At 36.8% G+C, this 21,526-nt stretch carries 19 protein-coding genes and 4 pseudogenes; 19 read left to right on the top strand and 4 right to left on the bottom strand.

Annotated features, from left to right (window positions below; translation table 11 throughout):
- Window positions 1–8: 8 nt before the first annotated feature.
- Together D0T56_RS02090 and D0T56_RS02085 are read right to left on the bottom strand one after the other, a co-directional pair.
- Window positions 9–3,035, bottom strand: coding sequence for a TonB-dependent receptor (locus D0T56_RS02090; RefSeq protein ID WP_163318477.1), 3,027 nt, complete (start codon window positions 3,033–3,035; stop codon window positions 9–11).
- A gap of 258 nt (window positions 3,036–3,293) precedes the next feature.
- Window positions 3,294–4,934: a DUF6377 domain-containing protein gene (locus D0T56_RS02085; RefSeq protein ID WP_255490978.1), complete on the bottom strand. Its 1,641-nt coding sequence runs from the start codon at window positions 4,932–4,934 to the stop codon at window positions 3,294–3,296.
- Window positions 4,935–5,230: 296 nt separating this feature from the next.
- Here D0T56_RS02085 and D0T56_RS02075 point away from each other — a divergent pair.
- The 12 genes and pseudogenes from D0T56_RS02075 (at window position 5,231) to D0T56_RS02025 (ending at window position 15,960) form a co-directional block, all read left to right on the top strand.
- A pseudogene (locus D0T56_RS02075) lies at window positions 5,231–6,394 on the top strand (IS4 family transposase).
- Window positions 6,395–6,522: 128 nt separating this feature from the next.
- Window positions 6,523–6,627: pseudogene (locus D0T56_RS16695) on the top strand (ABC transporter ATP-binding protein); the annotation flags it as partial.
- A pseudogene (locus D0T56_RS16690) lies at window positions 6,611–6,794 on the top strand (AIR synthase related protein); the annotation flags it as partial. The pseudogenes D0T56_RS16695 and D0T56_RS16690, both read left to right, overlap by 17 nt.
- Window positions 6,795–7,226: 432 nt before the next feature.
- A pseudogene (locus D0T56_RS02065) lies at window positions 7,227–7,487 on the top strand (tyrosine-type recombinase/integrase); the annotation flags it as partial.
- 279 nt (window positions 7,488–7,766) lie between these two features.
- A complete protein-coding gene (locus D0T56_RS02060) occupies window positions 7,767–8,324 on the top strand; it encodes an RNA polymerase sigma-70 factor (RefSeq protein ID WP_163318476.1) in 558 nt (185 codons plus the stop codon).
- A 70-nt stretch (window positions 8,325–8,394) separates the two neighbouring features.
- Window positions 8,395–10,683, top strand: a complete 2,289-nt coding sequence (locus D0T56_RS02055) for an outer membrane beta-barrel family protein (protein ID WP_163318475.1) — start codon at window positions 8,395–8,397, stop codon at window positions 10,681–10,683.
- A gap of 20 nt (window positions 10,684–10,703) precedes the next feature.
- Window positions 10,704–10,973: a hypothetical protein gene (locus D0T56_RS02050; RefSeq protein ID WP_163318474.1), complete on the top strand. Its 270-nt coding sequence runs from the start codon at window positions 10,704–10,706 to the stop codon at window positions 10,971–10,973.
- A gap of 64 nt (window positions 10,974–11,037) precedes the next feature.
- A complete protein-coding gene (locus D0T56_RS02045; protein WP_163318473.1) occupies window positions 11,038–12,009 on the top strand; it encodes a FecR family protein in 972 nt (323 codons plus the stop codon).
- Window positions 12,010–12,126: 117 nt separating this feature from the next.
- The gene (locus tag D0T56_RS02040) at window positions 12,127–14,757 is read left to right on the top strand and encodes a TonB-dependent receptor (RefSeq protein WP_163318472.1); all 2,631 of its coding nucleotides are present in this window, start codon (window positions 12,127–12,129) and stop codon (window positions 14,755–14,757) included.
- Window positions 14,758–14,842: 85 nt separating this feature from the next.
- The gene (locus tag D0T56_RS02035) at window positions 14,843–15,076 is read left to right on the top strand and encodes a hypothetical protein (protein WP_185153815.1); all 234 of its coding nucleotides are present in this window, start codon (window positions 14,843–14,845) and stop codon (window positions 15,074–15,076) included.
- A 64-nt stretch (window positions 15,077–15,140) separates the two neighbouring features.
- On the top strand, window positions 15,141–15,467 hold the full coding sequence (locus D0T56_RS02030) for a hypothetical protein (RefSeq protein WP_163318470.1): 327 nt from the start codon (window positions 15,141–15,143) through the stop codon (window positions 15,465–15,467).
- A 160-nt stretch (window positions 15,468–15,627) separates the two neighbouring features.
- Complete coding sequence (locus D0T56_RS02025) at window positions 15,628–15,960, top strand: helix-turn-helix domain-containing protein (RefSeq protein ID WP_163318469.1); 333 nt, start codon at window positions 15,628–15,630, stop codon at window positions 15,958–15,960.
- A gap of 127 nt (window positions 15,961–16,087) precedes the next feature.
- Here D0T56_RS02025 and mobB read toward each other — a convergent pair whose 3' ends face one another.
- On the bottom strand, window positions 16,088–17,368 hold the full coding sequence (gene mobB / locus D0T56_RS02020) for a conjugal transfer protein MobB (RefSeq protein ID WP_163318468.1): 1,281 nt from the start codon (window positions 17,366–17,368) through the stop codon (window positions 16,088–16,090).
- A complete protein-coding gene (locus tag D0T56_RS02015) occupies window positions 17,353–17,793 on the bottom strand; it encodes a hypothetical protein (RefSeq protein ID WP_163318467.1) in 441 nt (146 codons plus the stop codon). Before D0T56_RS02015 ends, mobB begins: the two co-directional genes overlap by 16 nt.
- Before the next feature lie 549 nt (window positions 17,794–18,342).
- On the opposite strand from D0T56_RS02015, the gene D0T56_RS02010 reads away from it, so the two are divergent.
- The 7 genes from D0T56_RS02010 to D0T56_RS01980 all read left to right on the top strand — a co-directional run bounded on the left by D0T56_RS02010 (window position 18,343) and on the right by D0T56_RS01980 (window position 21,526).
- Window positions 18,343–18,801, top strand: coding sequence for a DUF3408 domain-containing protein (locus tag D0T56_RS02010; RefSeq protein WP_163318466.1), 459 nt, complete (start codon window positions 18,343–18,345; stop codon window positions 18,799–18,801).
- Window positions 18,802–18,837: 36 nt separating this feature from the next.
- Window positions 18,838–19,623 carry a division plane positioning ATPase MipZ gene (locus D0T56_RS02005; protein WP_163318465.1) on the top strand — a complete coding sequence of 262 codons (786 nt, stop codon included), beginning with the start codon at window positions 18,838–18,840 and terminating at the stop codon, window positions 19,621–19,623.
- A 2-nt stretch (window positions 19,624–19,625) separates the two neighbouring features.
- A complete protein-coding gene (locus D0T56_RS02000; protein ID WP_163318464.1) occupies window positions 19,626–20,312 on the top strand; it encodes a hypothetical protein in 687 nt (228 codons plus the stop codon).
- A 19-nt stretch (window positions 20,313–20,331) separates the two neighbouring features.
- Window positions 20,332–20,616 (top strand): helix-turn-helix domain-containing protein, encoded by a 285-nt coding sequence (locus D0T56_RS01995; protein WP_163318463.1) that lies wholly within the window; start codon window positions 20,332–20,334, stop codon window positions 20,614–20,616.
- Window positions 20,613–20,894: a DUF3876 domain-containing protein gene (locus D0T56_RS01990; protein WP_163318462.1), complete on the top strand. Its 282-nt coding sequence runs from the start codon at window positions 20,613–20,615 to the stop codon at window positions 20,892–20,894. Before D0T56_RS01995 ends, D0T56_RS01990 begins: the two co-directional genes overlap by 4 nt.
- Before the next feature lie 11 nt (window positions 20,895–20,905).
- Window positions 20,906–21,190 (top strand): helix-turn-helix domain-containing protein, encoded by a 285-nt coding sequence (locus tag D0T56_RS01985; protein ID WP_163274154.1) that lies wholly within the window; start codon window positions 20,906–20,908, stop codon window positions 21,188–21,190.
- Window positions 21,191–21,310: 120 nt separating this feature from the next.
- The gene (locus D0T56_RS01980) at window positions 21,311–21,526 is read left to right on the top strand and encodes a helix-turn-helix transcriptional regulator (protein WP_163274155.1); all 216 of its coding nucleotides are present in this window, start codon (window positions 21,311–21,313) and stop codon (window positions 21,524–21,526) included.

Raw genomic sequence — 21,526 nt, 5'->3', positions numbered from 1 at the left:
GTTTGATTTTAGAAGTTCAAGTTAAATCCAATTAAGAAACTCAATGGGCGAGGATAGATGTCGTAATCGATTCCGTCTACCACCTCCGGATCTAAGCCATCGTATGATGTTATTACTATCGGATTTTGTACAGAGAAGTAAGCTCTTGCTTTCATGCCTGTTTTGAATATATTTTCGAATGAATATCCGAGTGTAATATTATCTATTTTTAGGAACGAAGCATTTTGCACATAATAGTCAGATAGTAGTTGCTTATTCTCGAAGTTGGTATCAAATGCAGAATTAGGCCTATTTGTCAACACTTCATTTTTGTAGATAGAGTTGTTAGCTAATTCGGCTCTGTTTGCCGATATTGCATCATAAACATAGTTTCCTAAAGATGCTCTGGCATTGAAACCTAAGTCCCAGTTACGGTAGATAATTTTAGTATTAAATCCGATTAATACATCTGCCGCAGGTTTTTTATAGAAGTATTTGTCTGCCTCGGTTATTACACCATCTTTATCGCGGTCAACATACACTCCTTCCAATGGATTTCCTTTAGAGTCATATACTTGCTCGAAAACATAGAATGTTCTAGGAGCACGTCCTACTGCATATCTTTGTAGTTTTTCGGCTCCATCGCCACCGGTAGTGCCTACTCCTAAACCTGTGAAACCTTCTGTTTCAACTTCGTTTAACTGAGTAATCTTACTATTATTGTAGGCAATATTAAATCCTAAGCTCCATTCAAGATCTTTAGATTGTATTGCTACTGCATTGATAGAGAATTCAACCCCTTTGTTTTCAAGACTTCCAATATTTCTTGGTAATTGCTCTGCAAATCCAACTCCTGCAATAAGGTCAGACTCTTTGTTTAACAAGTCTTTTGTCTTACGGAAATAGAAGTCGAATGCTCCATTAATACGGTTATTCAAGAATCCGTAATCTATTCCGGCATTCCATGTTGTAGTAGTTTCCCATTTCAAGTTAGGATTATAAGCTTTTGGCTTCATTTGTTTTACCCAATTGATGCTTCCGTCAGGATTTACACCCATCGGATAATATCCATAATCTCCTCCTAATACATAAGAAGCTTTTGCTGGATACATGTAATCGTCACCTAAATCTTGCTGACCGGTTTTACCCCATCCCAAACGTAATTTAAGATCGCTCAATGCTGTGAAATCTTTCATAAACGCTTCTTCGTTTATTCTCCACGCAAAAGCTGTTGCAGGGAATAAGCCCCATCTGTTGTCAGAATCGAAACGAGACGAACCGTCATTACGAAGTGTAACTGTCAGAAGATATTTATTATTGTATGTATAGTTGAAACGACCAAACTGAGAAATCAAATAATATTCTTTATATCTGTAGTGATTTGTATCATCTGTTCTTTCTAAGTCAGAGAAGTCTACTTTCGATACATAGTGAGTATATTCGTCATTTGTCTTTTTGTAACGTTGCCACGAATATCCGGCCATTACATCAAATTTACTTTTGATCGATTCTACTTCTTTTACGTATTGAGTGTATATTTCGAACAGCTGATTGTTTCTAAAATTCTCGAAACGTTTACGCGATCCACTTCTTGTATCATCCAATCTGTATCCATCAGGGTTGAAAGGATTTTTATAGTCCGTTCCTCTAGTTTCGGCAACGTCTAATCCTAAGTTCATATTTACATTCAAATCGGGGAAGAAGTGAAGTTTGTAGTCTGCTTGTATATTACCCACAAAATTGCGAACATCTGCTGTATTGTCGCGCATCTTTAGTGTCGCTACAGGGTTTCTAGGTGCTAAAGACTCTATCTCTCCGCCATTCATATAACTGAAGTACCCTCCTGTTACGCTATTCTCGTCATAAACAGGTTGCGTTGGATCGAAAGATAAGGCTGCCCCTATTGCGCTTGCCTCTGCAAAACGGGTTTTAGAATACATACCTTTACCGTTGATATTCAATTTCAGGTGATTATCAAAAAATGATGGAGTTAATGACAGATTACCTGTTACACGCTCTAGCTTGGAGGTCATAAGAATACCTTCTTCGTTTGTGTAACCTATAGATGCTCTGTAAGGTATATCTTTTGTTGTTCCGTATAAACTTATGTTATGATCGGTACCGAAAGCTGTTTGGAATATTTCTTTTTGCCAATCGGTATTGTGTGCTCCTAATTTGCCTAATACTTCATTTTTGTTCGCAGAATATGCGTATTTATTTGCAATGAATTCGCGGTACTCGTTACCATCCATTACATCTACACTATTTCTTTTTGTACTAAGTGAGAAAGTTGCATTGTACGAAATGCGAGGCTTACCGCTAACACCTTTTTTGGTAGTAATCATAATTACACCATTAGATGCTCTTGAACCGTAAATAGCTGTAGCCGAAGCATCTTTAAGTACTGTAAACGACTCTATATCGTTAGGGTTTACCATACTCAAGAAGTTAGATGCACCGGGAAGGTCATTGCTCATTATGACTCCGTCTACGATGACAAGGGGATCGTTTGTTGCATTCAACGAAGAACCTCCTCTGATACGGATTTGAGCACCGTCACCCGGACGTCCGCCGCTGGACACAACCGAAACACCTGCTATTTTACCTGCCAGAAGGTCTTGTGCGGTGGTTACCTGCCCTTTGTTTTGCTCGTCAATTTTAATGGAGGTGACTGATCCCGTTACATCTTCTTTCTTTACACTTCCGTAGCCGATAACTACAATTTCTTCAAGCAATTTGGAGTCTTCTTCTAATATTACCGTGATTTCCTTACCACTCGCCGTGATTTTCTGTGAGTAATATCCCATAAACGATACTGAAAGAATGCTTTCAGCCGGAACCTGAAGAGAAAACTTTCCGTCAATGTCCGTAATTGTTCCGACAGTGGTGCCTTCTATCGCAACGGTAGCTCCGGTTATTGGACCTAAGTTGTCTTTTACTGTACCGCTTACATTAATTGTGGCTGCATTCTGAGCCGTAAGATTGGCAGAAATAAAAATGCAGGCCAAAAAGAAAAGTAATGAATTTCTCCACACATTTTTCATGTTCTTTTTCATGGTTTAAATTATCTTATTTGTTGTTATGCGATTTTGTATAATCGAGTCTTATAACAGTAAAATATTTACATCGATATAAAAGCTCAATTTCAAAACGACCTTTCGAAAACAAATGTATCAGACTGATTTTGTAAAAACAACGGGTGGTAAGAAATAAAAGTAAATCGATTGTTTTCGTAAATAACTAATAATCAATATTTTATTTGCTTCTGTAAAGTGTAAAAAAGTAAATGATTTGCGGATCGACAGGAATAATTTTTATAGTTTTTTGCGACCGATTTTCATCAGTTCTTCTTTGAATTGTTCGCGGGAGACAGACAGATTGTTTCTGATTTTCTGCCGGTAATTATAGATTGTTTGGGGAGAGTAGTGTAATAGTTCTGCAATCTTAACACTATCGTTGATGCCCAACCTTACCAATGCAAAAATGCGAAGTTCGGTAGTCAGTAGATCGCCATCTTCTTTTATTGTAATTTGAGCATCTGGTTTTAGAAGAGTGTTAAACTCTTGACGGAAAGTAGGGTATATGTTTAGAAAGATGGTATCAAAATTCTTATAAAACTCTTTCAGCTCTTTGTCGACCAAAGATGATGATGAGGTAGACTTTCTTAATTCATCAATTTGCCCTGCTTTTATCTTTCTATTTACTGCAATTCTGAAATCTTCAAGTTTATCGATATATGTAGAGCATAGATTAAACATCTGCCCTATATACTCTTCTTTTACCATGTCTGAATCTAAAAGTTTAGAATTGAGCATATTTAGATCTGTATTCATACTTTTGAGTTCGAGGTTCGTTTTTTTCTGATGCTTTCTGATAGATGACAGCTTTTTTACCTGTTTGTAGGTGTAAAATAGTGTTATCATCAATATCAGAGCGAGTATTACTACTACGATCAGTATCCCATACAGCCTTTTCTGCTCACTTTGCATTTTTGCATCGTAGGTAGAGTTGATGATGGGGAGCATTCGCGAAACTTCTAGTGTTCTTAGTGGTGCATTGCAAAATATTGCGTCTTCCATGGCGCACTTTACATAAAGATATGCTCTGTCTAAATCCCCTTCATTATACAAGATCAAAGCTAGGCTGTGTAGCGAAATGTATTCTTTAACACCCGACTGTAGATCGGCAATAGCCGATTTTGTGAGGTAGTATTTTTCTTTTTGCGAATCACCTTTATGGTGATATATTGCAGATAATACATGGTTTATTATACCCTCGTTATAGTCGGCAGCCGATGCCATGGCTTCACTTTTTTGAGCCAAAGCCAATGCCTCGTCGAATTTTCCCTGACTTATTTTTTTTCCACTCTGGATTGTGTAGTAACTAAATCCTTCCAACTTTGAAACCAAAAGGATAGAGTCTTTGTAATTAAAAGCCAGTTCTTTATATTTCGTCCGTTCGTTCTCAGATAGAGAATAATCTATCATCAACAAATATAGGGAATGATAGAGATGGTAGTAGTATTTGAGATCCTCCTTGTAAAGGCCGTCTGTCCTCAAATCTTCCAGAATGTCGAGTGTTTCTTTAAACATTCCTGCTGTTTTGAGTACTTCAGCCATATTCATTTGCGATACGGCAATCTCATGCGGCTGGTCTATTTTTTTTGCAATTTCTATTCTCTTCAGTGCAGCTTTATGCGCAAAATCTGTTTGATAATTGCTGTATTCTCTGAATAAATTCCCGTAAAGGTCGAAACGTAATTGGTCTTCAACAGTTGTTGAGAGTAGATTGTTTATTTCGTCTATTTTCGACTCTTTCCTATCGGAATATATCTTACGCTTATCTATTATCACATCTAACTTCTTTAACAGAGAGTCTACATCGTTGTCTGTCGAACAGAAACATGCTGACATAAAGGAAAATAAGGTTAATAGCAATATAAGCTTTTTAGACATGAGCCTTTTCGTTTTTTGTCAAAGATAAAGAATTTGTGATATTCTTTTCTTTTCTCTGCAAATATCTTTGGGTCAGTCTGGTCGTTTTTTTATTATTTTTTATCAGGTTGATGAATCGTGACTTCAAAATCTCGTACAAAGACGCTGTGTGAAGGATAAATGAACGATAAGACATCATTTCTGTCCCGTTAAAATCCAAAACATCTCTTTGAAATATTTGAAATTTAGTTAGTTACAAGCAATTTTCGAGCGCGACGATTTCAATTTCTAACTTTGCAGTTCATTATGTAACTGCAATGAATAAAGAGAAATATGTTTTTGCTCAATTGGTTTCTTTTTTGAATGAGGATAAGTTCCGACGTATTGTAAACAAATACCAAGGCAACCGCTATGTGAAGTCTTTCACTTGTTGGAATCAACTGCTTGCTTTGATGTTTAGACAACTTTCCAATCGAGAAAGTTTGCGTGATTTAATTGTTGCGCTTGACACTCATCACACCAAATGTTATCACTTGGGGATGGGCAGAAACGTATCCAAATCCAATCTGGCAAGAGCCAATCAAGATAGAGATTGTCGCATTTTTGAAGAGTTTGCTTACTCTCTCGTAAAAGAAGTACGAGAGAAGCGAGTCGCAGACATCTTTGAGCTTGATGGAAACGTCTATGCATTTGATTCAACAACGATCGACTTGTGTCTCTCTGTCTTTTGGTGGGCAAAGTTTCGTAAGAAGAAAGGTGGAGTCAAAGTACATACATTATATGATATTGAAACGCAGATACCCACATTCTTTCACATTACCGAAGCTTCTGTACACGATTCAAAAGTAATGAAAGAAATTTCTTGAGAATCAGGATCTTACTACATATTTGACAAAGCATACAATCACTTTAAGATGCTATATCGGATAGACCAGACAGGAGCTTACTTCGTTATTAGGGCAAAGTCAAATCTCCAATACAAACCCATCAAATGGAAGCGAAGACTACCAAAGAATGTGCTTTCGGATATGACTGTCAGGTTTACTGGTGTCAACTCTAAGAAGTATTATCCTAAGCAGCTTCGACTCGTGAAGTATTGGGACGAAGAACAAAAGCGTGAGTTTGTTTTCTTAACTAACACAATGCATATTTCCTCTCTACAAGTCGCTGAACTTTACAAAAATCGCTGGCTAGTAGAGTTTTTCTTCAAATGGCTAAAGCAGCACCTTAAAATCAAAAAGTTTTGGGGCACTACCGAAAATGCCGTAAGAATACAAATCTATGCCGCTATATGTTGTTACTGCCTTGTTGCCATTGTTCAGAAAGACATGCAACTTGGTAGAACTACCTACGAAGTCTTGCAGATATTAAGCATATCATTGACCGATAAAACTAATCTTCGAGACCTGTTCAACAAAACTAGATTTCAAAATGACAAAGAACATTTCAGGCTTAACGAGCCAAATTTATTTAATTTTTAATTCGTCCCGATTTCAACGGGACACTAATCATAAAACATACAAAATTAGTTTATATTAATTTGTGTCTTTGCCTGTTATCTTATTGGTGAAGATGTGCGATAAGATTTTTCTTATATAAAGAGTTACTTATGAGTACTATTATCAAGTGTAACAACATCACTCATTACTACGGTTCAAGGTTGATATACGAAAATCTTAATTTCGAAGTTAAGCAAGGAAAAAGTATTGGTCTCTACTGATCTTTTGTTGGAGGGTATTCATTTCGATTTGATGTATGTACCCCTTAAGCATTTAGGGTATAAGGCGGCTGTTGTTAATTTTTCGGATATCTTGCGATGAATGGAGCGCCTAAGCAGAGAACTGTATCACTGGGGTTTCCAAGCGTTTTTCGGTTGAGGATTTTTATTAAAACTATACTGTATTATATTTGGCGTTTCACGGTCGCACACACTCTGACGAAAAATCGTTGACGAAAATATATTCTTTCGCCGGCGCTTGAAAACACGTTTTTCGAAATGGAAATCCGCCTTTCCAAACAGTAAAAAAGGCTTGCCATTTAAGATAAATTTCGAGAATGCGGAAGTTGATAGATGTTTGGTTATTGATGTCTTTTTCGATATTTGCCAGGAGTGTAGTCTTTATGTTTTTCGAAGGCACGACGAAAAGTGGATGTGTAGAACCTCAGATATAAAAAAATGTAATATATTTGTTTGTGAGTTATTCGGCAGAAGCAAAAAATAATGCAAACGGCTGTCAAAAGAACGGTTACCAAATCGTTACCTCTCCCAAATTCGCGCTCTGTAATTAATTGATAAAGAGCTGATAATCTCTAACCAGCTGCTATCTGAAGGAAATCGCTTCTTTATGCGGCATAAACAAAAGGCTTACAACACATTGTGGCCGCCACAGCTTTGGTACAATTATGCTGACCAAGGGCGTTTCTATCGAAAGCGTTTCGAAGATGTTAGGACATACAAACATCACTACCACACAGATTTATGCGAAAGTTCTGAATCAAAAAATATTCACAGAAGTGAATAAGGTAAGGGGAGAACTGGATAGCTTGGCTAAGTATTATAAACAGAGGAAATAAATGTAGTTTTAAGGTCGATTGTTACGACCTTATTTTTTTGCATAGATTTTTACAGAAATGTAATTGCATTTTTGGCTATTTTAAAGGTGTTTACAAATTATAAGTAAGGAGAATAATAATCTTGAATAGAGATAACTTATTCGGTTCGTTTTACTATCAATTCAAACAACTCTCAGTGGTAGAGATAACGAAAATAGTTCTAAAATCATAAGATTCTTAAAAATTATTCCAATCCGATAAAAAATAGCTTACTTTGTTCTTGACATGAGATGTTGACAGATGAAGAATAACAATCGTATTGATATAAAGACACTTCAGGCATTAAAAGACGGAGACCATAAAGCCTTCGAAAAGGTCTTTATTGCTTATTACAATAAAACAAAAGCTTTTATATTTGGATATCTCAAATCAGAGTCTGATGCGGAAGAATTAGCAGAAGACCTCTTTGTAAGCCTATGGGAGAATAGAAGAAATATAAATACCACGAAATCGTTTGGCTTCTATCTACATACCATTGCCCGCAACGCTGCAATCAATTTTCTCAAACACAAATATTTACACAATACTTATTTAAGTAATGTTCAGTATACTGAACATAGTTCTACATCAGAAGAAGAACTTATAGCAAAAGAATTAGGTCTACTGATAGACGATCTTGTCGATAAAATGCCAGAGCAAAGAAAGCGAATCTATATCTTAAGCCGGAATGAAGGGTTCACTAATACTGAAATAGCAGAGAAGTTGAACACTACTAAAAGAAATGTAGAAAGCCAACTAAGTCTTGCTCTGAAAGAGATTCGGAAAGCAATTTCATCCTTTCTTTTCACTTTTCTATAAAATAATCCATTTTTTTCACTGAGAATTTATCAACTCAGTTGTATATATACAAAACATAGATTCTATTTGTATGAAAGTTAGGCTAACTACTTTATTACTATTGTGTGTTGTATCTGTACAAGCACAAGAAATAACCGGGAAAATTACGGATAAAAACAATAATCCGATTGAATTTGCCACTGTTGTAATCCAAACCATAGATTCATCCTACGTAAATTCTACGTATACTGATTCATTGGGCATTTTTAAGGTAAAAGCAGAAGTAATGCCTTTCTTCTTAATTATTCAACATCTTATGTATGAAACTTATCAAAATAGTTATGATGTGTCGGAGGTAGAGAATATACAATTGGATGAAAAAAGTCAAATGTTGTCAGAAGTGGTAGTTAAAGGAGAACGCCCCATTGTTAGAGTTATTGATGGCAGAATGACTTATGATATACAAACTTTACTGAGGAATAAAATGGCAAGTAGCGCTTACGAGGCTGTTTTGGAACTTCCCGGAGTCCATGAACAAAGAGGAAATATAGAACTTGCGGGTGCAAATGGGGTAACGGTTGTGATCAATGGCAAGGTAACGAATATGGGTGAAAACCAGCTTAAAGATTTGTTGAAAAATATGCCGAAAGAACGTGTTGAACAGGCAGAAATAATGTATAGCGCACCACCCCAATACCATATACGAGGGGCAGTAATCAATCTCGTTCTTAAAAGTGGCGTTTCTGATACTCCCCAATTGCAGGGACAAATCAATAAACTATATAATCAGGGGCATTATGCAAATTATCAGGGAGGAGCAACAGTAGTGTATAGTACTCCTAAAACATTCACAGATTTTATGTACTCATTTGGTTACCATCGCGAACGAACGGGAGAAGACGTATTCTCGCATCATCATTACAATGGTAAAATATATGATATAGAGCAATTCGATAGAGGGCACACTCGGACACCTATCCACACCATCCGTTTAGGTAATGACTGGTTCCTGAACGAAAAAGATAAGATCAGCTTTACATATACTTCACAGATTCAGCAGTGGTCACATCCTTTCACTTCTTCTAAAGGAATCTATTCGGATTCAGAAAATAGAAAAAGGACGGATAAACCCATACAAATGCACAACCTTGCACTTGATTATACGTCAGGGTTCGGGCTTACTACAGGTATTGATTTTACATCCTACAAAAATCATACAACGCAATATTATCAGGAAAACAAACCCGGAAAAGAAGATGTCTTCAATGCCGTAGCCAAACAAGACATTCGTCGTTTTTCGTTTTATGCCGATCAAAACCATAATCTGGGAAAAGATTGGATACTTAATTATGGTGGCAAGTTTAGCTTTGCATCCGATAAAAGTTCCCAAATATACCACTCATTGAGTAGTCACGACTGGTCGAGTTCCAACAGTAGCAGTAAACTAAATGAATATGTTTATGACCTGTATGCTGGCTTTTCAAAAAGCTTTTCGGACAAACTCTCTATAAATACTTCTTTAACAGGTGAATATTACAAGCATAAAGAAATTGATTTTTGGAGTTTATTCCCGAGGATGGAAGTGACATATACCAATAGTCCCAGCCATATTTTCCAATTATCCGTTTCTTCCGATAAAGCCTATCCCAGCTATTGGGAAATGCAAGATGCGGTTTCTTACCTTAGCGGATATACGGAAATACAAGGTAACAGCACTTTAAAACCATCCAGACTTTATTCCTCTCAGTTAAATTATATCTTAAAGAGCAAGTATATTTTCACATTATATGCAAACTATGCAGATAAAAATTTCAATCAGCTCCCTTATCAATCTCCCGATAAATTAGTGTTGATTTACAAAACTCTGAACTTTGACTATGCTGCCAAGTTAGGACTAAATATAATGGTTCCGCTTAAAATAGGTTCTTTTATAGATTCCAGACTGACCGTAAACGGTTATTACGACAAAATGAAAAGTAAACATTATCATGATATCAGTTTTGATAAAGACAACTTTGCCTTCTATGCCAACATCGATAATACATTCAATATCTCATCAAAACCGAATATCAAAGCTGAATTATCAGGTTCATGTATTACTCGGAATATTCAGGGTCCAATGACTATCAGTAGTATGTATAGTGTAGATGCGGGAATAAAATGGACTTTTACCAATGACAAAGCTGAATTGTTCTTAAAGGCGAATGATATATTTAATTCGTGGACTCCTAAAGATCTTAATCTGAATTATAAAACACAAAACCTACAGATGCGTATGGTTCCGGACTCAAGAAGAATTTCCATATCTTTCACTTACAAATTTGGGGGCTTTAAGGAGAAGAAACATAAAGAGGTCGATAGTTCACGATTTGGTAAATAGAACTCATAAAGTTATATGACATGAAACGAATTATTATTTTTTTATTATTGGCATGTAGCCTGTCTGGATGCAGGACTATTTCTTCCGGTATGATGCAGGATATTGTTTCCACATATGCGAGCGGTTATGTGCTTGATAAACAAGGACAGGTAATATATAACTATGCCAATGGTTATGTATTGGACAAAAACCGAGAAGTGGTTTACACTTATCGAAATGGATATGTGTTTGACAGAGAAAACAAGGTGGTCTATAATTACCGAAACGGTTATATATTGGAAAAAGAGTGAAAAATCTCATTATCTCACTGAGTTTTTGGATACTTGATTGTATATATAGTAAAAGGACAGCAAAATGAAGAAAAAGGACGTTTCGAAAATCATTAAAAAATACCTATCCGGTCGTTTCTTACCCGAGACAGAAGAGAGAGTTCAGAAATGGATTATCAAAGAAGATAATATAGAAGAAAAAGAACGAGCATCCCTTGAATATTGGGATGAATTAGAGGAATCGGAAAATTCGGAAACATACACCGCCCTTAATAGAGTTAATGAAAGAATCGGATATAGCAGACAGGCTCCAACAATTCCACTTTATAAGAAAATACGCCGCATTGCAGCCGTACTTCTTCCTTTATTTATTTTGGCAGGCGGATATTTATATTATCAATCTATCCGAAGTAATCTCATAGAAATAAAAGTAGCATACGGAGAAAACAAGCATTTGTTCTTACCCGACAGTTCTGAAATATGGCTTAATGCGGGTACTACTATAAAATATCCAAAAAAGTTCAAGGGAGATGAACGAAGTATATATCTGGATGGAGAAGCTTATTTCTCTGTAAAACGGAATGAACAGAAACCATTTGTTGTTCAAACCGAGAAAATATCCGTAAAAGTTTTGGGTACAAAGTTCAACGTGAAAGCTTATGTTAACGATGAAAAGATAATAACGACATTGACAAGCGGTAAAGTTGAAGTCAGTACGAATAATGAATCTCATATACTTAAACCGAACGAACAATTAAGTTACGACAGGAGTACTTCTTCCATAGATATTGTAGAAGTCTCATCGGATGAAACAGATAGCTGGCTATCGGGTCAGTTAGTATTTAACGACTCTTCACTAAAAGATATTTTGCTGGCACTGGAAAGACGTTTTGATATATCTATTACAAACAATACGGCAATTCCGGCATCGAAATTATATACTGTCAAGTTTCTGAGAAATGAAACTCCTGAAGAAGTATTGAACATATTACAAGAGGTTGTTGGTTTTACCTACCTCCGGCAAGGAAGAAATATAATATTAACAAGTAAACAATGAGATGCCTATGAAATAAAAAGAACCGGGAAGTAGCTTGAGACCCTCTCCCCGGTTCTGAAATGTCAAAACTCATAAACCGAATAGTAAATGAAGTATCAACAATACAAAAGTAATATAATGAAACGAATAAAAATAGATAATAAGCAATATAGAATCACCATTTTCATATTTTCACTCTTTATTCTGTGTTCGAGCATTGCAGCCCAGAATTCAGATAAGAAGATTACGATACAAAATAAAAACATCTCCTTGAAAGATGCTTTTTCCCAGATTGAAAAACAAACAGGGTACAGTATTGCCTATGAGCAATCCACGTTGGACTTAAAGAAAAGAATCTCCTTATCTTTCAAAGATATGGATATAGATAAGGCCTTAAAACAAACTCTGAAAGGCACAAATCATGATTATCAAATTAAAGGATATCATATCATTGTTTCCCCATTAAAAGAGAAAGAAAAACCACAGGAAAAGAAACCATTAACACAAACGATAAAAGGGGTTGTGATAGATGAATCCTCCGAGCAACCAATAGCTTTTGCAAATGTAAGCATTGTGAACGGCAATAATTTAGGAGCGATCACCGATAGTTTAGGGTACTTTATCATCCGCAATGTACCTATCGGACGGTATGATATACAAACAACATTTATGGGATACGAGCCTCGAATAATTGGAGAAGTGGTTGTTACTTCGGCGAAAGAAGTATATCTGAAAATCTCCTTAAAAGAAAATGCTCTTTTATTAGAAGAAGTTGTTGTTCGTCCGAATATCGACAAAAGTTCCACTGTAAATAAGATGGTTCTTACAGGAGGTAGAATGTTAACTGTAGAAGAAGCGAGCCGTTTTGCCGGAGGATTTGACGATCCTGCACGCTTAGTTTCTTCTTTTGCCGGAGTTTCGGGAGGAATCAACTCCAATGCACTTGTTATTAGAGGTAATAGCCCCCAGTTTACTCAATGGCGAATGGAAGATGTAGAAATCCCGAATCCTACGCATTACGCTGATATGACAGGTTTAGGGGGAGGATTACTAACAGGATTAAGTTCTAATGTGTTGGGTAACTCGGACTTTTACAATGGAGCCTTTCCATCCGAGTATACAAATGCGTTAGGAGGTGTATTTGATATGTCAATGCGAAATGGCAACACAGACAAATATGAACATGCCTTTCAGGTAGGAGTTTGGGGATTAGATTTAGCATCAGAAGGCCCAATCAGTAAAAAGCATAATAGTTCCTATTTATTCAATTATAGATATTCTTTTTCCGGCATATCAGATGCAGTAAGTGGAACAGATGAAGGATTGGATTATCAAGACTTAGCATTCAAACTAAATTTTCCCACCAAAAGAGCGGGTACGTTTACTCTTTGGGGATTAGGCTTGTTGGATAAGGTTTTACAAAAAGAAGAGGAAGATTCTACAAAATGGGAGTATACATCAGACAAACAAAGATCAAATAATAAGTTTACCAAAGGGATGTTCGGTCTTGGACATAAAATCTACATCAATGACAATACCTATCTGAAATCATCGTTGGCTACTACCTATTCAAAAGTTCATGGCATAATCGACCAAGTAGACAAAGACTTTAACTATCATCGAATGGCAGATGTGCGACACAGTCATACCGACATCATATTAAGCTCTTATCTCAATAAAAAATTTAGAGGGAACCATACGAATAGAACTGGTTTTACACTTACAAGACTGAGCTACAATCTTGATTTTAATACAAGTGATAAACCTGGTCTATGCGAGCCCATGCGCCAAATTGCAAAAGGAGATGGCTCAGATCATGCTCTATCTGTCTTTACAAATTCGGTATTTAGGATAAGCCCCAACTGGGAAGCCAGTATCGGATTAACCGGGCAAGTATTTACCCTCAATAATAACTGGACATTAGAACCGCGGGCAAGTATTAAATGGCAACTACCTAAACAACAATCGTTAGCTTTTGCTTATGGACTTAATAGCACAAGAGAAAGATTAGACTATTATTATGTAAAAACTCCCGAAACAGGAGATGAGCTTGTTAATAAAAAATTAGATTTCAGCAAAGCACATCATTTTTCATTATCTTATAGTAAAAAACTATCCGATCAGCTATTCCTAAAAATAGAACCCTATTATCAATACTTATATGATGTTCCCGTAGAAGCCGGAACTTCATTTTCAATCTTGAATTATAATGCTTATGGCTTGGATAAACGATTGGTAAATAAAGGTAAAGGTCGAAATTATGGCGTTGATATTACTCTTGAACGTTATCTAAAAGATGGCTGGTATGGACTATTTACAGGTTCTTTGTTTAAGTCTGAATATTTAGGAGGAGACAAAGTATGGCGAAACACAAGAATGGATCAACGGTTTATACTCAACGCATTGGCCGGAAAAGAATGGACTTTTGGAAAGAATAGACATAAAACATTCAGTGCAAATATCAGACTAACCTATCAAGGTGGATACAGATATACACCGATAGACTATGACGAATCCGAACATAATCAAGGAGTAGAGCAAATAGATGCGCAAGCATATAGCTTAAGACTACCGAATTCATTTACTTCTGACTTGACATTACGCTATCGTATAAATAAGAAGAAAATAGCCCATGAATTTTCTTTTATGATTCTTAATGCTACCGGATTCAGACAAACAGGTTACGTCTATAATCTTGAAACAAATTCTGTCGAAAAGAAAAGAAGTGCTCCAATAGTTCCGAGCATCAGTTGGAAAATATACTTTTAATTGTCCCATACAAAAGTGCCGCCACTAAAATCATTCAGCATAAAATAGGACTTCGGTCTGATTATAATATCCACAATTAAAATTTATGTCTATGAATGATTTATTAAGAGAGAGGTTAATCAGCTTATTGTCTGACCCTACACAAGTCACAAACAAAGAAATGCAAACTGCCTATGGGGACTTCGTAGAAAAGCTAAGAACAGTCAGCAAATCCGAACAAGATTATTCGGAAATCTTTCGAATGCTGAATAATACTCGTATTGAGTTAGTAGCTTTACAAACCTTTTATCAACACGAGCAGGGGGAAAAATGTGGTTAAGAAAATGTATATCCAAAAGAGTATTAACTATGTAGATTCTGAATTGTCTTTGTTAGATAAGCACATGATGTATCCGAAATTCTTTAGTACAAAGAACAATACTTCAACATCAGATTTATATTTGGATACGGATATCATTTCCTATGTTGATATTATGGAGGTTATCGTAGGACTCTTTTATCTTGCAGGAATAAAAACATCTGATGGGAAAAGCGTTTCTTTAAATCGCCTGACTAATAGGTTTGAACGTTTTCTAAACTTCCGAATTAGTGATACCTATAAAAAAGAGGAAGAGGTTTTACAAAGACTGCCTGCTAAACGTACCGGATTTTTAGATAAACTTAAGAGCCTTATTCACAAGAAAAGCAGTGATAAAGGATATAAATCTTGATTTTAACACTTTTGTTATCAACTAACAATCAGCTTGATACAAATAATTTATAGGGGAGTAGATGATCTACTCCCCTATTTCCTTGTCCGAAAATGTCCGAGCTTTGTCATACCAATGCATTGGAATTAATTGAGTTATTAATTTCAAAACAAGTAAAATCATGTATATCAATAACGAAGATTTTGAAAAATGGATGGAAAGGCTATCCAAGAAATTGAATGAAATCGGTCAGGACTTAAAATCACTGATAAATACAAGTGAAGTGTTCAGCGAAGAGGAGAAACTGTTGGATAACCAAGACTTGGCATTTCTCCTGAAAGTATCGTATAGAACGCTCCAACGATATAGGACAAGTAAGAAATTACCCTATTTCATGATCGCTCACAAAACCTACTACCGCACTTCCGATGTACGGGAATTTGTCCGTAGCCACATGGATTTCCAGACTTGGCAGGAATTTGAAAAGCAGGCGGATTCCAGTAAAAGCACCTAAGTTCCACACAGAACTCTCTCTAACAAATATTTTTCTTTTCGAACGTCCCCTCACCAACCCCTTGGGGGACTTTGAAAAGGAAAATATTTCATTTTAAATCCTAATCTTGGATATTTCATTGATGAGTTTATATCTGCCTACCCGGTTTTCTTTTTTTCGCTTTCCGTTGTCGCTGCTTTTCTTCATATTCTTTTTCTTTAGCAAAAGCGATGTCTTCATAATTCTCACCTTGTGGCTCTATATCGAAGATGCCGAACAGACTTGAAGCAGCATCCGTGGCACCAGACATATTTAGGGATGGCGAAGATGACTTTTCCGGTTGGAGTTTGTGACTGGCTTGTTGTTCCGGTCTTTCTTCTTTCACTAGAGAGTCTTTGAATAAATTCTGAAACTGATTGGCAGAAAACTCTTTTCCTAAACGTGAACCGTTAAGAATAACCTGATTCCGGTAGTCAATAAATGTAACTCCATAAATACGTCCTTGTTCGTTTTGCCGGAAAATGACACCGATATTTTTCTCTTTCAACAGCAACTTAAAATCATCTACATTATTGGCTTCTTTCATCGCTTTGGCAATTACCGGACGAAGGTTTTCCCTTACCCTGTTTTTCTCGATAGCTGATTTGGAGTGTTCAAAATACTTTTGCATTGCATCATAGCCGACTGATTTGCCAAACTTGGAGGATTTAACCGGCACACCGATTTTATCTCCTTTGTCATCTATTACGGAATAAATCAGCCCTTGATACGGTTTGCCTTTATATTCGCCTTTTACTTCTTCCACCGTTACATTGAACTGCTCCAATAGTGTCCGGTATTCCCCGAATGACTGAAAATAGAAATGACTCATTACCGATTTAGCTATATTACCCATCTGATGTTTTATATCTCCGGTTTTGTAGTCTATCTTCTTTGTCGGGGTATCATTTTCACGCTGTCCTTTCTTCAACGGAACAAGATTAAACTCCTGTTCCAGTTCCTTGCATATTTTCATGGAACGTGCTACTTCATAACTATCGCTTATCTTCCTGCCGGCTTCATCAACCCTCAATGATACAAGATGTGCGTGTGTCCGGTCTATGTCCGAATGTTTAAAAACAATATAAGGTTGGTTCCCATATCCGAGTTTTTCCATATAGCTCTGAGCTATCTCTGATAACTGCTCATCCGATAGTTTATCTTTTGGATCAGGATTGAGCGAAGCATGGAATACAATCTTTTCAGTTCTATTGTTCATCGCCAGATAAGGATAAAACGAATCCATACAATCATGGATGGAAAATTTTCCGTCAGGAGAGTTAAACATCTTCTGGCTGTACAATACATCTGCCTGATTGTCTTCCACCTTGATTTTGTTATAGGCTAATACCCCAAATACTGATTTACCCGAACTTATTTTGGCAAGCATCTTTCTCTGATTTGAGTGTATATATCTTCTATTTGACCTTTTATCAGGATAAAATCCAGTGTTGGTTTCTCGATAATTTTCATCATTGAACGCGCTTTTTCTTCTCCTAAATTCCGAATCAAGACTTGAAAGGCTTGGTTATAATTGGTCTTTATCGCCCGAAACTGTGCAAAAAAATGGGACAACAACATCGCAAAATTCATAGCAGATTCATCTATCGAAACGATTTTTACCGGATTATTCAGTACACAATCTGCAATAAACCGGGACTTACTTTTATGTCCTGACTTATGGAATAAGGATAGAAACCGTTCGTTATCCTTGTTGTTCAGGCGTATCATATAGCGGTAAGCCTGCTTGTCCGCTTTAGGCTTACGCCCTCTTTTCTTTTTGAGCCGTCCGGCTCCATTATTAACATGTTCCATGTTCATTAAATTTTGAGTTTATTCTTTAAAAGGTTCGACTTGGGAGAACCGCCCCCAAACTTTAGGTTTGGGCAAGAAATGTTTTTGGAAGATAAGAAAATGCAATTTTCTGCTGACAAAAACACTTCTTGCTATTGTCTGACGACAATAAAATCCGCCGGCATTGGCGGACATTAATAGGAGCCGGAACGGTTACTCATTTATCGGGAGTTTTAAATCATAGATAACTCCCGGCTTTTCACTCCCGCTGGACAAAGATAGGGGATGAACTTCGCTTATACACAACAGAATAAGCGGGCAGAAACGGTCAGTCAGTGCCACTTAAACTCGATTCCAAAATCAGCTTTCTTTTATCGTTTTCTTTGTGGAATGAAAGCAAAAATGCAAGTCAGGATATAAGAAAAATTGTCTGTTTGCCTATTTGGCGATAAGTATGCAGATAGACAGATGTGCAAATGTTCAAGTAATCAGAAACAGATACCTGAATAGCTGATTTAATGAATAAAAGAAGAATTGTATAAATGTGGGTAATCATAAAATCATTCATATATGGAAGAAGATAATCAAGTAAGCAAAAAAGCAGGTGTGAAGATAGACACAAGTGCATTTATCCGTCAAGTCGCGGTTGCAGGCAGCAATGAAGAAATGCCTAAATCCACACAGGCAGAAAATCAGTTGGAAGTTGCCGGAAACAAAACGAACGCAGAACCGGAAATCTCCATTGAAGAAAAAACAAAAGAACCGCCCAAAAAGAAGAGGGGACAATCGGTTGATTATGAATCGGTATTTCTTTCCCGTAATGAACTTCGTAATCGGCAGGGATTGTATATCGGCAAAGACAACTACGAAGTTCTTCAAACCCTTGTCCGCTCAATACGCAATGAACGGATTAGCGTCAGCGGATTGGTTGATAACATCATCAGCCATCATATCGAACTCTATGAAGATGAAATCAATCGTATCTACGAAGAGAACATCAAAAGGCCCATAAAAAGGAGCGGTAAGTAATTCATTTCAGAAACAGTATAAACTAAAAAAAGCATCATGAGCAATTCAGAGAATCAAAAACAAGCAAGACCTGTGTATATTTCTTTCTGTACACAAAAAGGAGGAGCAGGCAAATCCGTCTTCACAACTTTAGTAGCCAGTTATCTACATTATCTGAAAAACTATAATGTGGCTGTAATAGATTGCGACTTCCCACAATGGAGTATCCAGAAGATGCGGAAGCGGGAAGCGGAACAATTACAAACTAATGCTTTTTATCAAAGGAAAGCGGAAGCCCTGTTCACGAAATTAGGTAAACCTACTTATCCTATCGTTCCGACCGAACCGGAACAAGCCTTGATAAGGGCAAAAGCATTTTGGGAAAACGAATCGGAAGAATACGATGTAGTATTATTCGACTTGCCGGGAACGGTAAACAATGAAAATGTGGTCGAGATATTCTTCCTGATGGATTATCTGTTTGTTCCGATAACCACTTCTCGAATTAATATGGAAAGCACCCTACCATTTATCATTTCTATTAACGAGATGATAACCATGAATCCGCAAGTTAGATTGAAGGGTATCTATCCGTTCTGGAACAGAGTAACAAATCGGGAGAGAAAAGAGCTATTCAATTATTACGAAGAAGCTATTTTAGGATTAGGTATTTCCATTATGGAGAGCCGCATCCCGCAAAGTGTCCGTTATGACAGGGAACAATCCATTGAAGGAAATGATTATCTGTTCCTCTCAACAATATTCCCTCCTGATAAACCATTGCTAAATGGCAGCAATTTGGATTTGTTAGTTGAGGAGATTATCAAAACAATCAATCTGTAAATATGGAAGCAGAAAAGATAAAAGCAATTCTATTGGCGACGGCATGTTTTTTCATGGCATGCCTGAACCTTTGGAATATCTTTAAAGACTGGTTTGATAAGAAGTATCAATCAAGGAAAGAAGATAGCAAGAAAGAGGCTTCATGCAAAGATCCTATACCGGATATTATCGGAAAATCGAAATTCAAACTGAAAGAGAATAGCATCTCTAAGCAGACACAACCGGAACCAATAAAACCCGAAGACCCACTAAAAAAAGAAATTGCCGAACTGAAAGAACTGGTGCTGCAACAATCCAAGATGATAGAAGAAAATAAGCCTTTTATGTCTATCCCATTGGAGAGAAAAGAACTTTCAGACGTTGATACTGACAACTATTTGGACGAAGAAGAAATTCCGGTTCTAACAGAAAAGGAACGGTCGCAATTCAGTTCGGGAACAAGCCTTGACGAATTTGAATTGGTAGTTAGGACACTGAAAGGTAATCCTATTACGAAAGAAGAGGAAACGCAAGTTGCTCATATTATACCTAAAATTGAGGGTGCTGATATTTATAATCAATTTACCAAACAGATTCATGGGGCAGAAGAACGAGCGATGGCTATCCTGAATAGAGTTGAGGATGACAGACAGTTTATCTCTGGCAATGAAGCTAGCGTTTTCGACTATATGAAATTTATAAGGGAGTAATCAACTAAAATATAGTAAGATGGAAATAATAGCAATAGAAAAGAAAACGTATGAACAGGTAAAGCAACGTTTTGAGGATTTTTCCCGACAGGTAAGAAATCTATGCAGGGAGAATCAGGATAAAGAAAAATGGTTAGGCAACGATGATGTTTGCGGACTTCTGCAAACATCAAAGCGAACGTTACAATCTTACAGGGACAATGGCATTCTGCCATATTCACAGATTGGGCGTAAATGTTATTACCGGGTATCGGATATTGAGAATTTAATCAGTCAGTCACAAATCAGCAAAGAACAACAATGAAAACAAAGAGATACAACTTTTTAGATAGTTTGGTCGGCAGTTGGGAGAGTATCAACCTGAATCCGACAGTTATCATATACCGAAATGGAGACGGCTATTTGCTTAGCGTCATCCACATGAACGAAACAAGCAAACAGGCAAGCCCAGCCACTTACGAGATACAGGAAGATGAAGACGGATTCTTTATCAAATACGACCTAAAACGGACGGCTATCAGCCACGATGCTAAACTGGATATACTAACCATTTCCACATTGGGCGACTATATGCGGAACTAAAAAGTGCAACAATGGAGATGTTAGATAGAAAATCAACGGAAATAAATTCGTTCTTCTCGGCTCTGGATGACTTGTTGGACACCATTCGGCAAGCCCTTAAAAACCGAGCTCCACACCTGAACGGAGAAAAATTCCTGTCAAACCGAAATGTTTGCCAAATGCTTCAAATCTCGTCTCGAACCTTGCAGGATTGGCGGGATACGGGAAAAATCCCGTTTATTCAGATAAAGGGGAAGATACTGTATAAAGAATCTGAGGTGTTGAGGTGGTTGGAGGAGCATGTTTGCAAACTATAAAGCTGATCAGGTTATACTAATGGAGCGAAGCATGTAAGTATCTAAGTGTTGATAAGTTATCTATATGACAGTTGCACAGGTGAAAAAGAAACAATAAATTTGCACGCTAGAACAATAAATATGTCTGAAAAAGCAATAAATCGGATTAAGGTTATTCTTGCAGAGAAAAGATTGACCAACAAATGGCTGGCAGCACAATTGAGGAAAACAGAATCAACTGTTTCCCGATGGTGCACTAACGAAAAACAGCCAACAATAGAAACGTTTATTGAAATAGCGAACATGCTTGATGTTGATGTAAAAGATTTATTGGTTTCTACAAAAACTAAGGAGTAA

This window comes from Dysgonomonas sp. 520 (genome assembly GCF_010501095.1).
GTDB lineage: Bacteria > Bacteroidota > Bacteroidia > Bacteroidales > Dysgonomonadaceae > QVMP01.
This window is presented reverse-complemented; position numbering and strand designations above follow the sequence as displayed.

What these genes read in the sequence shown, in the direction of transcription:
- D0T56_RS02090 (WP_163318477.1), bottom strand. Translation starts at nt 3,035, where the DNA reads ATGAAAAAGAACATGAAAAATGTGTGGAGAAATTCATTACTTTTCTTT.
- D0T56_RS02085 (WP_255490978.1), bottom strand. Translation starts at nt 4,934, where the DNA reads ATGTCTAAAAAGCTTATATTGCTATTAACCTTATTTTCCTTTATGTCA.
- D0T56_RS02060 (WP_163318476.1), top strand. Translation starts at nt 7,767, where the DNA reads ATGAAGAATAACAATCGTATTGATATAAAGACACTTCAGGCATTAAAA.
- D0T56_RS02055 (WP_163318475.1), top strand. Translation starts at nt 8,395, where the DNA reads ATGAAAGTTAGGCTAACTACTTTATTACTATTGTGTGTTGTATCTGTA.
- D0T56_RS02050 (WP_163318474.1), top strand. Translation starts at nt 10,704, where the DNA reads ATGAAACGAATTATTATTTTTTTATTATTGGCATGTAGCCTGTCTGGA.
- D0T56_RS02045 (WP_163318473.1), top strand. Translation starts at nt 11,038, where the DNA reads ATGAAGAAAAAGGACGTTTCGAAAATCATTAAAAAATACCTATCCGGT.
- D0T56_RS02040 (WP_163318472.1), top strand. Translation starts at nt 12,127, where the DNA reads ATGAAACGAATAAAAATAGATAATAAGCAATATAGAATCACCATTTTC.
- D0T56_RS02035 (WP_185153815.1), top strand. Translation starts at nt 14,843, where the DNA reads ATGTCTATGAATGATTTATTAAGAGAGAGGTTAATCAGCTTATTGTCT.
- D0T56_RS02030 (WP_163318470.1), top strand. Translation starts at nt 15,141, where the DNA reads ATGATGTATCCGAAATTCTTTAGTACAAAGAACAATACTTCAACATCA.
- D0T56_RS02025 (WP_163318469.1), top strand. Translation starts at nt 15,628, where the DNA reads ATGTATATCAATAACGAAGATTTTGAAAAATGGATGGAAAGGCTATCC.
- mobB (WP_163318468.1), bottom strand. Translation starts at nt 17,368, where the DNA reads ATGCTTGCCAAAATAAGTTCGGGTAAATCAGTATTTGGGGTATTAGCC.
- D0T56_RS02015 (WP_163318467.1), bottom strand. Translation starts at nt 17,793, where the DNA reads ATGGAACATGTTAATAATGGAGCCGGACGGCTCAAAAAGAAAAGAGGG.
- D0T56_RS02010 (WP_163318466.1), top strand. Translation starts at nt 18,343, where the DNA reads ATGGAAGAAGATAATCAAGTAAGCAAAAAAGCAGGTGTGAAGATAGAC.
- D0T56_RS02005 (WP_163318465.1), top strand. Translation starts at nt 18,838, where the DNA reads ATGAGCAATTCAGAGAATCAAAAACAAGCAAGACCTGTGTATATTTCT.
- D0T56_RS02000 (WP_163318464.1), top strand. Translation starts at nt 19,626, where the DNA reads ATGGAAGCAGAAAAGATAAAAGCAATTCTATTGGCGACGGCATGTTTT.
- D0T56_RS01995 (WP_163318463.1), top strand. Translation starts at nt 20,332, where the DNA reads ATGGAAATAATAGCAATAGAAAAGAAAACGTATGAACAGGTAAAGCAA.
- D0T56_RS01990 (WP_163318462.1), top strand. Translation starts at nt 20,613, where the DNA reads ATGAAAACAAAGAGATACAACTTTTTAGATAGTTTGGTCGGCAGTTGG.
- D0T56_RS01985 (WP_163274154.1), top strand. Translation starts at nt 20,906, where the DNA reads ATGGAGATGTTAGATAGAAAATCAACGGAAATAAATTCGTTCTTCTCG.
- D0T56_RS01980 (WP_163274155.1), top strand. Translation starts at nt 21,311, where the DNA reads ATGTCTGAAAAAGCAATAAATCGGATTAAGGTTATTCTTGCAGAGAAA.